Raw genomic sequence first — 11,411 nt, 5'->3', positions numbered from 1 at the left:
GCAGAGCGCACCGTAACTGGCCTTTGGGACAGGATCGGGAAACTGATTGACCTCGTCGAGCCACAAGAGGCTCGCAACTTCTTCACATCATGTGGTTACGATCCAGCATGAAAGGGAAACGCTCTAAGCACCGATCCGGACAAGTCATTGAGTTCGGGAAGGAAGACTTCATGCTCTATAACGCGCGCCGTTCCGCCGGTAGCGCCACGAAGCGCGTTGAGTTCGGATACGAAGGCAAACCCTACTTGTTGGTTCAGGACAGCCTAGAAAGCAAGCTTCCGCGTGAATACTCGACTGAGGGAGAGGAACCTGAAACGGATTTGGGAGCCCGAGCGACAACAAAAGTAATGAACGCTCTCACGCTGGCGCTCGAATATGAACAGGCCGAGTTAGCAACGGCAGATGCCAGATATGACGAGTACAGCAAGGAAACGCTGGCGGCATCGGATCAATGGACTGATCCTGGCAGTAACCCCACGAAGATCATCGAACACGCAAGGCACGCAATCCGCAACAGATGCGGCCTTTATCCGAACACGCTGATCCTCGGACCGAAACCCTTCTCTGCACTGAAGAACAACGCTTACATCAGCGATCGCTTCCGCAACGCCGATATTGTTACCGCTGAAATGCTCGGGAAGCTTTTCGACGTTGAACAGGTTGTCGAAGGGACCGCCATGATGGCCGACCAGACCGGAACATTCCATGACGTCTGGGGGAACTATGCCGTGCTGGGATATGCCCCGCGCGAACCCAACGGCGTGGAAGAGCCGAGCTACGGCTACACCTATACTTACAAGGGAAACCCATTTGTCGAGATGCCTTACTGGGAGGCCAACACCAAAAGCTGGATCTATGGTGTGACCTACGAGCGGCGGCCCGTATTGTCAGGCATGGAGGCTGGTTTTCTCATCATCAATCCGGCTGGCGAGGAATGACAGTGTTCAACATTCATTTCTTCAAGGCAGGAAAACACACCTCCGCGTCAGGCGCGGAAGTGACCTTCGCCGAAGCGGATCTGCGCGAAATCGCCAACAGCTACCGGCCGGAACTTCACGAAGCTCCGATTGTCGTCGGGCATCCCAGTGATAGTGCGCCCGCGTTTGGATGGGTTGAGTCGGTCAAACATGCTGCTGATGGCCTTCATGCCATTCCGACACAGGTCAACCTCGAATTTCGGGAGCTTGTAAAAAGTGGCACCTACAAGAAGGTCTCTGCGTCCTTTTATCCGAAGAACCACCCGAATAACCCTACACCTGGCTCCTGGTACCTCCGGCATATCGGATTTCTCGGCGGCGCAGCTCCAGCAGTTAAGGGATTGACCGGTGTCGAGTTTTCGGACGGTGGCGAGTTGCTCTTTTCCGACATTGACGTTTTCGATTTGCGCGAACATTCGCTATCGGAGCGCGAACGTGCCCTCCAGCGCGAGAATGCGAGGGTTGGCGTCAAAAAGGCACTTGATGAAGGTCGCCTCCCGATTGGCTTGTACCAGCAGGCTCTGGCGTTTGCGGAAGCGCTCGATCCGCGTGCAACTTTCGATTTTTCCGAAGAAGGGGAAAATTCTCAGGTCGCTACTCAGGAATGGTTTCTGGAGTTTCTGTCAAAGATCCCCGTGCCCGTCGTGACCGGGGATCTGGCCACCGGGCCACTGGACTTCGAAGAAGGCCAGTTTGACGCCCCAAGTGGCTACAGCGCTGACAGTCAGAAACTCGAAATCGATCGATTGGCAAACCACCATATGCGCCAGAACGGCGGGAGCTACTGGGGCGCTGTTCGGCTCGTGGAAAAGCAACTGCGCAAGTAGGAGAGACAGTGTGCAGAAGATTGCAATACTCACGTTGACCTTCAAGGCGTCCGGTGCGGTTGAGGCCTACAGAGCCGTTGGATTTGACGGCGCTCAAGCAAGTGTGAGGGGTCAAAAAGTGCTAGGCGTATCAGGGCGTGACGTCCTTGCTGGCTCGTACAGTGACGCCGACGCCGCCGGAACCACAATCGTTCGCTGCGGAGGCGCATTCAGCAAGGGTGATAGCCTCATCGTGGATGCGCAGGGCCGCGCGGTTAAAGCTACGGGCCTGATCGCTCTCAAGGCGGGCGCTACTACAGTGACTAGCGTGAATGCCAACGGCGCGGCTATCCTTGAGGGTGCCGATTTGCCGGAATACGTATTCGCTGACGCTCTGGAGGACGGTCAGCTTGACCGCGTCTCTGAAGTCTTGCTGCGGCGCTGAACTCTTGATCATTTCTCGGGATTGCTCACCACGGATGAACTGGGGGCAAATTCGCCATTTTGCTTGCAGGTGAAATGGCGCATGTTGGCGGTAGCCAACGCGCCTCGGTGGCTCCATCTCCTTCGCCACCGAGGCGCATTCAAATTATCTTTGAAAGGTCTTTGACGGGGATTTTAAGCCGATTGCCGATTTTTTCAAAATTCCGGATTCAAGTGTCAAAATTCCGGAAATCCGCGTCAAGCTACAAAGCTACAACAGCTACAGTCAGAAGATTGAGGTGGTGGGCCCGGAGGGACTCGAACCCCCAACCAAGCGGTTATGAGCCGCCGGCTCTAACCATTGAGCTACAGGCCCGGCCTTCCCTTGTGGAAGGTGCGGGGAATGCAATGGTTCATTCGCCCGTCTGGGGTTCGGCTCTAACTCAAAATCTGCCGGGCCACAAGCCGTTGCCGCATTCGCTTCATATTCTGCAGGCAGCAATGGGGTGCAACCAGAAGATCCTGCAGCACGATGAGGTGCGGGGCGACAGATGCGGAGGAAATTCATGATGAAGAACCTGCAGCGGCCGAAGGGTGTGGCATTGGCCATTCTTGTTGCAGCAAGCCTTGCAGCGCCGGTGGCGGCACTGGCGCAGATGCCGCCGCCTCCCCCCGCGCAGCCTCCGGCGGTGAGCGTCATGGGCGAAGGCAAGGCCACCGTGGCGCCGGACATGGCGGTTGTTTCGCTGGTGGTGACGCGCATGGCGGACACGGCGGATGCCGCGCTTGCGGCCAGCAATGCCGCGATGCGCGATGTGCTTGCCGCCCTGAAGGAGGAAGGCATTGCCGAGCGCGACATGCAGACCAGCGATTTTTCGATCTATCCGCGCTACAGCCAGCCGGATCGCAACGGCAATACCGACGAGACACCGCCGAAGATTGTCGGCTATCAGGTGGCAAACGGGCTGACGGTGCGGGTGCGCGACCTGAAGAAACTCGGCTCCCTGCTGGATCGATCGGTCAAGCTCGGCGTCAACCAGGGTGGAGAGATCAGTTTTGGCAATGACGACCCGAAAGCGGCGCTGGCGGAAGCCCGCCGCCGGGCCGTGCAGGATGCGATGGACAAGGCCCGCACGCTGGTGGAGGCCGCCGGCGCCAGGCTCGGCCCGGTGCTGTCGATAGAGGAAAGCCCGAACATGCCGCCCGCCCCGATGCCGATGATGCGGATGGCCATGGCAAAGGAAGCCGATGCCGTGCCGATTGCCAGCGGCGAAAACACCTATGCCATCTCCGTCAACATGCGCTTCGAGATCGCCCGCTAGGCTTTGTCTGGAAAAATGGAAACTGGCTTCCCAGAAGAGGCAAGCGAACGTGGAGGAAGCCGGAATCTGACTGGTCTGGATTGCACCTGACAGATTCTGGTTGCGCGCCTTCCTGATACTGTCCGTCAGGGGCGGGCGGCAATGACCGGAGCCGCCCTCTCCGGATACCCGCATCGGGCGCCCCGGATGGACAGACCGGAACATGCCGGAGGGGCGCTGCTTCCCCGAGATGACCTGGCGCGCCAGCCCGAGTATCGAGCCATGGTGCCGTCGCGGTCTTTCATCCCGGCATGCTGAGGAAAGCAGGAGGGCAAAGCCCATCCGCCGATTCCGCGCGAGCGATCCCATGCTCGCCGCAAATGCTTCGGGAGCCGCAGGCCGCGCGCGGCGGCGTGCCGGCTGCGGCGGACGGCAGCCTTCGGCTTGCCCCTCTGCGACCAATGCAAAAGCCGCCGCTCACAAGCTAGGGGGGCGTGAGCGACGGCCTCTTCCGTCCATTGGGCGATGGAGCGGAACACCACGGGCAGAGAGTTGCCGGATGCCGGCCGGTCCCGCCCGCTGATGCGAAAATGTGCGGCACGGCGGCCGCAGGCCGGCCGGAGCGCGCGTTCGGCACGTTCCGGCCGGTCTCCTGATGGCAGGCGAATGGTCGCCTTGCGCAGAATGGCAGGCGTCAGCGGCGCAACAGCGGGCAGCCGCGCACATTGGCAAAGACCATGCGGTCGCGACCGTGACGATCAAAGCCCGCCACCACCACCACGCGGCGGTTCACATCCACCACGCGGGCGCGACGCAGCCCCATGCGGGCCGCCTTGTCCTCGGCAAGCCAGGGCGCGCAATGCTCCCTTCGCGGCGGGTGATGGCGCGGACCATGCCCGCCGCGCGGATCATCACGCCACTGCACCTCAACGAGGCGGCCATCGGCGGCGGCGGCGCCGGCAAGCGGCGCAACCAGGCCGGTTGCGGCGATCAGGACGGCCAGTCCGGCCTTTGCAAGAAGCTGCGTCATGGTTTTCCTTCCCGAATGTTCGTTCCACCCTTGCGGGCGTTGAAGGCAAACCTAATGTCGCAGATCTGAATGTTAGCCGAACCTTTCGTTCAGCCATGGTTCAGGCTGTCGCCGTCGCATCAGGGGGAAAGATGCAGCACCACCTCGCGGCGATGCGGACGGTCGCGATGTTCGAACAGGTAGATCCCCTGCCAGGTGCCGAGTGCCAGCCGCCCTGCGACGACGGGAATACCGATGGAGGTCGCCGTCAGCGCCGCCTTCACATGCGCCGGCATGTCATCGGGCCCTTCGGTGGTGTGCACCATCCAGCGCATGGCGGCATCGTCGCTCGGCGGCACCAGCCGGCGGAAGAATTCCTGCAGATCGCGCTGCACGTCCGGATCGGCATTTTCCTGAATCAGCAGCGAACAGGAGGTGTGCCGCACGAAGAGGGTGAGAAGCCCCTGCTCCTGCCCGGCGGCGCGCACGAAGGCGGCCACCGGCGCGGTGAATTCGTAAAGCCCCTGGCCGCGGGTGGAGAGGGAAAGCTGGATCTGTGGCATGGCCGGCTCCTTGCGGACGGAAAACGGATCGTCAGAAACTGGGAAAGCCCCGCTCGCGCCACTCTGCCCGCGGAACCCGCGCCCCCACCGCATAGGAGAAGGCTTCCACCTCGGTGGCATCGGCATTCAGGGTGCAAAGGAAGCTGATATTGTACCAGACACCCTCTGCGCGAAAGGCGCCGCGCGGCACGTTCAGCACATCGGTGCCGGACGGCAGGCGATAGGCCGGCAGCAATTCCGGCAGATAGGAAGGCGAACCGTGCAGCAGTTGCGCCTGCAGTTCGGAGGCGCACAACTGGCCGGCCCGCTCTGCCCGCGGAATGCCGGCCATGGCGGTGGCGGCCTTGGCATTGCCGGTTCTGGCGGTGGAATAGAGCCGCTTGACCGGCTTCGGTTCCGGCTGGGCGCGATTGGCCGGCGGCTCCGGACGCGGCTGCGGCACCGCCACCTTCGACGGCAGGGTGATCTGCGGGACCGCCTCGGACGCCGCATCGGCTTCGGCCGAAAGCACCGGCGGCGCGGCCTCCGCGGCGGGCTCTTCCGCGGCAGTTTCCCCGGGGGCAGCCTCCGTTGACTTCTGCTCCGTGGGCTCAGGCTCCGTGGGCGCCGTCTCCTCAGGCGCCGGCGGTTCGGGTTGCGGCTCGGCGGGCTGGGGCGCAGGCTCCGTCTCGGGCTGCGCTTCCGGCTTCGGCGCCTCCTCGGCCGCGGCCTTCTCGCCATCCGCGCTGTTGCCCTCGGCCGATTGCTCCGGCCCGGACGACTGCTCGCCGAAGCGGAAGACGGGACGCAGCGTCGGAACCGGCGGCGGCGCGGCCTGTTGCTGCGGCTCCGGCGCTTGCGGCGGCGGCTCGGGCGCGGGCGGCTCGGGCGCGGGCGGTTCGGGCGCCGGCGGCTCTGGCGGCGGGGGCTCGGGCTGCGGAGGCTCCGGTGGCGGCTCCGGTTTTTGCGGTTCCGGCGGCGGCACGATTTCGACCGAAACGCTCTCTTCCGGCTGAACCTCGGGCGGGCGGGAAGGCAGGTGAATGAAGAACGGCAGAATCACCATCAGATGCAGAAGGACGGAGGCCACGATGACAGAGCCGCGACGGGACAGGCGCGCCGGCTTCGCCAGCGGCTCCTCGCTCTTCATCTCCTGCATTGCGGCGTCATCCTGCATGGTTCCGATGTAGGCGGGAATGGCGGCGGGATCGAGAGGCGATCGGCCACAGACCGGAAAAAACGCCGTCTTGCCCGAATGCCTGCGCTCGTCTGAAACCTGTCACCGCCCGCCGAAGCACCGGCCGGGCGATCTTGCCACATGGCGCTTTCCGCGCTATCCACCGTGCCGTCGATCTTTGATCGGCCGTAAGCGCCTCACGAGAAGCAACGCACCACCCTTCGGACCGTCACGGGGCGAAGGTGTCACGCACAAGGTTGCGAGGTGCCCATGATGTCTTCCGTGCCGCTCCTTCTCCCAAAGAGAAAAAATATGAAGATCAAGCGACTTCCCGCGCGCGCCGCGGGCGTTCTCCTGCCGCTCATCCTGTCCATCCTGATGACCTTCGTCGTCTCGGCCGTCGCGACGATGACAACCATGGGTCCCGCCCCCGGCTTCCTCGGCAAATGGATGTCCGCCTGGAGCCTCTCCTGGCTGATCGCCTTCCCCACCCTGCTGTGCGCCCTGCCACTGGCACGGCGCATCGTGCTTTCGCTCGTCGAGCGGGCGTGAGGGCGGCTCGGCAACAGAGGCCCGGCGGGAGAGGTCCTGCCGGGCGTTCAGGTTTGTCGAGGGTTTGCGGCGTCGGGCATCGTGGAGAAAGGGCAACGTGCGGTTTCAACCTCGTTGCCATCGCCTCCGACGTTCCTGGTCCGTCAACTGGATGACAGAAAGGAGAGGAATTTGCGGATGGCTTCGGCGAGGGTCGCAATCGCCGCCCTGCCTTGCTCGGTTGTCGCCAGCGTCGTCATGCTGCCAAGCGCGGACAGAATACGCTCCCAGAAACCGATTTGCGAAAAAACGAAGCGGCGCTTCGGGGTAATATCCGTGCCCTGGCCGGCATCGGGAGGAATGGGCAGGGAATCGATATCCTTTGCCCTTTGAACGCTATCCTGAACCACCCGCTCAAATTCAGCCGTTGTTCCACCGATTTGGTGCAGTTCAGCAAGAGCCTCGGCAACTTTCTTCACCGGCTCTAGGAATTCCTTGCCGCTGGCACGATCCTCGTCGATCTCATTAGACGCAAGCGTTTCCTCGCGCTCCTGCGACTTCGGGAAGTGCGTGACGTATTTCGAATGGCAGGAAAAGAAGTTGTCGAAGTGGGTTGCCAGCCCATCACCCCAGACGTGAAACTCCACGGACCGAACGTCCCGATTCAAGGCATCGGCCAGCATGCACAGCAAACCGAGGATGGGGCGGGCGCCACGCTCTGCGAGATGGTCGCCATAGGCTTGCAGCGATGGCGCAATTGTTTTCGGACTGTTCTCCGGAAGAGAGGCCTGGATCACCGTGCAGAGTGTCCGCAACATCTGCGGCAAATCCGGCAGATCGGCGTCAACGACCGGGAGGTCATAGATGGCATTGGGAACGACATCGAGCTTGCCATCCGGCGTCGGCGCAACATCCGGGCTGGCGGTTTCCGCAAGCCGCCGCTTCAGCATGTCGGGCGCAAGTGCATCCGGCCCCGGACCGATTGCTTCCAGCACTGCCGCGCGGCGTTCCTCCCCGTTCAGGCCGACCAAAGACTTGTAGACGATCTGGCGGGCCAGTGTGTTGAGGTTGGCCGGTTTTAACAGCAGCGGAACCAGCTTTCTGCCCTTGCCGAGCGGATCCATGTTATAAACAGCCGCCCATTCGGCCCTGCAATGATCTGATGCTACATAGTCTGGCGACAGCAGGGCAATGGCGCGCGCACCGCGCTCCAATCCATCCTGCATTTCGATGACGAAGTTTGAGCCAACCGGGAAATCCTTGAATTGGACGATCGTGGAGTAACCGGCATCCTCCAGGTAGCCGTTGATTTCCCGCGCTTCCGCTTCGTTTTTGGTGGAGTAGCTGATGAAAAAATCGACCTTTTCGGATGCCGCGTCCGACATCGCTTCAGGCTTCCGGGGCGTTTCACCTCCCCCCAACCGCTCGGCCAGGTCACGCATCACCTCGTCGGGCTCACGCCTCCAGAAATCCTCTCGCTCGTCGGCCATAGCCAACGCAATTGCACCCAAGTCGCTGCCCAGCCCTGCGAACGGTGGATGCCCATCGCGCAGCGCCTGATAGAAAGTATAGACTAGGTGCCAGTCGGGGTTAAACGCTTCCAACGCGGCTCTAAAAACCACCTCGGTGTCGATCAGCTCGCTTGGCGCCCGTCCCTGCGGCCAGAGCGGCGCGGCAAGACACACGGTGGCGGAGATCTCCTGCATGCTGGTGAGTTCCCTGCGGATTCCCTCCCAAGCGTCATGTGTGCCCACCCGGGCGGCGCGGGCGGTAGCTACGGTCGCGAAGCTGATGGTCTCGGCATCAACGATACCGGCAGTACGGGCGGCGTAGGACGCCGCTCCCACGACAGCGCGGACGTCGGCTTCCCCGGCGGCAACAGCTGCAGAAGCCGCAGCAGCGTAAGCGGCAGAGGCAGCGGGGGCAAGTTTCCTGACGTAGTCGGTATAATTATACGCCGCCCAGGAGAAGAAGACGGCACGAAAGTCTGCCAGTATCCAATGCTTGCTGTCATCCAGATGAAAAGAGCTGTTTTTTGTAAGCAGCGGCATGACGCGCACGGCGGATCTCAGCGCCAGCACCCGCGCCTCGTCAATGGAACGGGTGCGCAGATAAGCTTCCAGCGACGTACTATCCCTGATCGCCGCAATGTCCGGCATCGCGTCCGCCATCATTCCCCCAAAAAACCTGCCCCAGCACGCTGCAGGCGAAACACCACCATCGCGACTGCCTTCTCTCAGACTGCACAACCGCGTTGCGGCAGGCAAGCCACAACGATTGTCAGCAAACGAATTATCCCGCCTTCGGAACGATCCGACAGGCTGCAACGGCAACCTCCACCGCCAACAGAAAAACCCGGCGGAACTGCTCCCGCCGGGTCCTGATTGTCTTCGATGCCTGACCGCCTCAGCTGTCGAGGAAGCTGCGCAGCTTGCGGCTGCGGCTCGGATGCTTCAGCTTTCTGAGCGCCTTGGCCTCGATCTGGCGGATACGTTCGCGGGTGACCGAGAACTGCTGGCCGACTTCTTCCAGCGTATGGTCGGTGTTCATGCCGATGCCGAAGCGCATGCGCAGCACACGCTCTTCACGCGGCGTGAGCGAAGCGAGAACACGGGTCGTCGTTTCGCGCAGGTTCGCCTGGATGGCGGCGTCGATCGGCAAGAGCGCGTTCTTGTCCTCGATGAAATCACCGAGATGCGAATCCTCTTCGTCACCCACCGGGGTTTCGAGCGAGATCGGCTCCTTGGCGATCTTCAGGACCTTGCGGACCTTTTCGAGCGGCATGGCGAGCTTTTCGGCCAGTTCTTCCGGCGTCGGCTCGCGGCCGATTTCGTGCAGCATCTGGCGCGAGGTGCGCACGATCTTGTTGATCGTCTCGATCATGTGCACCGGAATGCGGATCGTGCGGGCCTGGTCGGCGATCGAACGGGTGATCGCCTGCCGGATCCACCAGGTCGCATAGGTCGAGAACTTGTAGCCGCGGCGATACTCGAACTTGTCGACCGCCTTCATCAGGCCGATATTGCCTTCCTGGATGAGATCGAGGAACTGCAGGCCGCGGTTCGTATATTTCTTCGCGATGGAAATGACGAGACGCAGGTTCGCCTCGACCATCTCCTTCTTGGCGATACGCGCCTCGCGCTCGCCCTTCTGCACCATATGCACGATGCGGCGGAACTCGGTGACAGAGATCCCGGTTTCCGTTGCGAGATTCTGGATCTCCTGGCGGATGTCGCGGATCGTCTGGTTTTCGGCGCGGGCAAATTCCTTCCAGCCGCGGGCGGACAGGTTCGAGATCGACTTCATCCAATGCGGATCAAGCTCGGCGCCCTGATACTGTTCCAGGAAGCTGTCGCGCTTGACGCCGTAGGATTCAGCCAGACGCAGCAGGCGGCCTTCGTTCTGCACAAGGCGCTTGTTGATATCGTAGAGCTGTTCGACAAGGCTGTCGATGCGGTTCTGGTTGAGCGACAGCGACTTCACAGCCGTGATCAGTTGATCCTTCAGTTCCTTGTAGCGGCGTTCCTGGCCGGACGACAGCGTGCCGGTGCAGGAAAGGCGCGCCTCCACCTGCTGGTCCTGCAGCTTGCGCAGCTTCTTGTAGGTGTCGGCGATCGTGTCGAGGGTCTCCATCACCTGCGGGCGCAGTTCCGCCTCCATGGCAGCGAGAGACAGGCTCGATTCGTCATCGTCCTCCTCTTCCTCTTCCATGGGCGGCAGATCGCCACCGACATTGGTGATGTCGTCCTCGCCGGCCGATGCCCGCGGCTTGCGCGACTTTTCCTTTTCCTCGGCTGCCTTGCGGTCGGCCTCGATCTTTTCCGGGCTCTGGAACTGCGGGGCAGCCTTGGCCTCGGGACCGGAATAGGTCGTTTCGAGATCGATGATCTCGCGCAGCAGCGTCGTGCCTTCGTTCAGTTCGTCGCGCCAGATGATCAGCGCCTGGAAGGTCAGCGGGCTCTCACAGAGACCGGCGATCATCGTCTCGCGACCGGCCTCGATACGCTTGGCGATGGCGATTTCGCCCTCGCGCGACAGAAGCTCGACGGAGCCCATTTCGCGCAGATACATGCGCACCGGGTCGTCCGTGCGGTCGGTCGGCTCTTTCTTCTTGGCGGTTGCCACGGCGGTGCCGGTGGTGGGCGCCAGCTCGCCACCCTCGCTCTCGCCGTCGTCATCCGCCTCTTCTTCGCCGGCCTGCTCCTCGACTTCCTCGTCCTCGACGACATTGATGCCCATGTCGGACAACATGGCCATCGTGTCCTCGATCTGCTCGGAGGTCACTTCTTCGGAAGGCAGCACCGCATTCAGCTCGTCCATCGTGACATAGCCACGCTTCTTGGCGAGCTTGATCATCTTCTTGACCGCGTCGTCGGAAAGATCGAGAAGCGGACCGTCCGTAGCGCCGTCGCGTTCGTTTTCAGCTTCTTCGTTTTCTTTGACTTTTGTTGCCATCTATTCGTCTTTCCTTGGACGTCATCCGCGGCGTTCTACTCATCGGCATCCGCAACGCAAAGAGCGGACGCGATCAGAATCGCACTCAATCACGTACCGGCTGGACATTAAATCTCGCTTAACCAAGAAAGTGTTCCGGCCCTGCAAGCATCGTTTCGCCCTTGGCCCGTGAGATCTCACCCACGCAGCC

The 11,411-nt window shown here is 61.8% G+C and carries 10 protein-coding genes, 1 tRNA gene and 1 pseudogene; 6 read left to right on the top strand and 6 right to left on the bottom strand.

Annotated elements, in window-relative coordinates; translation table 11 throughout:
- The 4 genes and pseudogenes from KLP42_RS21850 to KLP42_RS21835 form a co-directional block, all read left to right on the top strand.
- A pseudogene (locus tag KLP42_RS21850) lies at positions 1-111 on the top strand (IS630 family transposase); the annotation flags it as partial.
- A gap of 59 nt (positions 112-170) precedes the next feature.
- Positions 171-938, top strand: coding sequence for a major capsid protein (locus KLP42_RS21845; protein WP_215569451.1), 768 nt, complete (start codon positions 171-173; stop codon positions 936-938).
- A 2-nt stretch (positions 939-940) separates the two neighbouring features.
- Positions 941-1,804 carry a hypothetical protein gene (locus tag KLP42_RS21840; protein WP_215569448.1) on the top strand — a complete coding sequence of 288 codons (864 nt, stop codon included), beginning with the start codon at positions 941-943 and terminating at the stop codon, positions 1,802-1,804.
- Positions 1,805-1,814: 10 nt separating this feature from the next.
- A complete protein-coding gene (locus KLP42_RS21835; RefSeq protein WP_215569446.1) occupies positions 1,815-2,228 on the top strand; it encodes a capsid cement protein in 414 nt (137 codons plus the stop codon).
- A gap of 278 nt (positions 2,229-2,506) precedes the next feature.
- Here KLP42_RS21835 and KLP42_RS21830 read toward each other — a convergent pair.
- Positions 2,507-2,582: transfer RNA gene (locus KLP42_RS21830), tRNA-Ile, on the bottom strand.
- A gap of 193 nt (positions 2,583-2,775) precedes the next feature.
- Between KLP42_RS21830 and KLP42_RS21825 the strand changes: the two genes are divergently transcribed.
- Positions 2,776-3,528, top strand: a complete 753-nt coding sequence (locus tag KLP42_RS21825; protein ID WP_215569480.1) for an SIMPL domain-containing protein — start codon at positions 2,776-2,778, stop codon at positions 3,526-3,528.
- Between the two features lie 673 nt (positions 3,529-4,201).
- On the opposite strand, the gene KLP42_RS21820 is transcribed toward KLP42_RS21825, so the two are convergent.
- The 3 genes from KLP42_RS21820 to KLP42_RS21810 all read right to left on the bottom strand — a co-directional run bounded on the left by KLP42_RS21820 (position 4,202) and on the right by KLP42_RS21810 (position 6,217).
- Complete coding sequence (locus KLP42_RS21820; RefSeq protein ID WP_215569444.1) at positions 4,202-4,537, bottom strand: hypothetical protein; 336 nt, start codon at positions 4,535-4,537, stop codon at positions 4,202-4,204.
- Between the two features lie 119 nt (positions 4,538-4,656).
- Positions 4,657-5,079, bottom strand: a complete 423-nt coding sequence (locus tag KLP42_RS21815; protein WP_215569442.1) for a secondary thiamine-phosphate synthase enzyme YjbQ — start codon at positions 5,077-5,079, stop codon at positions 4,657-4,659.
- Between the two features lie 31 nt (positions 5,080-5,110).
- Positions 5,111-6,217 carry a DUF930 domain-containing protein gene (locus KLP42_RS21810; protein ID WP_215569440.1) on the bottom strand — a complete coding sequence of 369 codons (1,107 nt, stop codon included), beginning with the start codon at positions 6,215-6,217 and terminating at the stop codon, positions 5,111-5,113.
- Between the two features lie 330 nt (positions 6,218-6,547).
- Between KLP42_RS21810 and KLP42_RS21805 the strand changes: the two genes are divergently transcribed.
- Entirely contained in the window at positions 6,548-6,787 is a 240-nt protein-coding gene (locus KLP42_RS21805) for a DUF2798 domain-containing protein (protein WP_252193162.1), read from the top strand.
- Positions 6,788-6,930: 143 nt separating this feature from the next.
- Here KLP42_RS21805 and KLP42_RS21800 read toward each other — a convergent pair whose 3' ends face one another.
- Positions 6,931-8,940 (bottom strand): toll/interleukin-1 receptor domain-containing protein, encoded by a 2,010-nt coding sequence (locus tag KLP42_RS21800; protein ID WP_215569438.1) that lies wholly within the window; start codon positions 8,938-8,940, stop codon positions 6,931-6,933.
- Positions 8,941-9,172: 232 nt separating this feature from the next.
- Positions 9,173-11,221, bottom strand: coding sequence for an RNA polymerase sigma factor RpoD (gene rpoD, locus KLP42_RS21795; protein WP_215569436.1), 2,049 nt, complete (start codon positions 11,219-11,221; stop codon positions 9,173-9,175).
- Between the last annotated feature and the right edge of the window lie 190 nt (positions 11,222-11,411).

Source organism: Rhizobium sp. CSW-27 (assembly GCF_018760785.1).
Classification (GTDB): Bacteria; Pseudomonadota; Alphaproteobacteria; order Rhizobiales; family Rhizobiaceae; genus Neorhizobium.
This window is presented reverse-complemented; position numbering and strand designations above follow the sequence as displayed.

Coding starts and splice junctions, on each gene's coding strand:
- KLP42_RS21845 (WP_215569451.1), top strand. CDS start 171: ATGCTCTATAACGCGCGCCGTTCCGCCGGTAGCGCCACGAAGCGCGTT.
- KLP42_RS21825 (WP_215569480.1), top strand. CDS start 2,776: ATGAAGAACCTGCAGCGGCCGAAGGGTGTGGCATTGGCCATTCTTGTT.
- KLP42_RS21820 (WP_215569444.1), bottom strand. CDS start 4,537: ATGACGCAGCTTCTTGCAAAGGCCGGACTGGCCGTCCTGATCGCCGCA.
- KLP42_RS21815 (WP_215569442.1), bottom strand. CDS start 5,079: ATGCCACAGATCCAGCTTTCCCTCTCCACCCGCGGCCAGGGGCTTTAC.
- KLP42_RS21810 (WP_215569440.1), bottom strand. CDS start 6,217: ATGCAGGAGATGAAGAGCGAGGAGCCGCTGGCGAAGCCGGCGCGCCTG.
- KLP42_RS21805 (WP_252193162.1), top strand. CDS start 6,548: ATGAAGATCAAGCGACTTCCCGCGCGCGCCGCGGGCGTTCTCCTGCCG.
- KLP42_RS21800 (WP_215569438.1), bottom strand. CDS start 8,940: ATGATGGCGGACGCGATGCCGGACATTGCGGCGATCAGGGATAGTACG.
- rpoD (WP_215569436.1), bottom strand. CDS start 11,221: ATGGCAACAAAAGTCAAAGAAAACGAAGAAGCTGAAAACGAACGCGAC.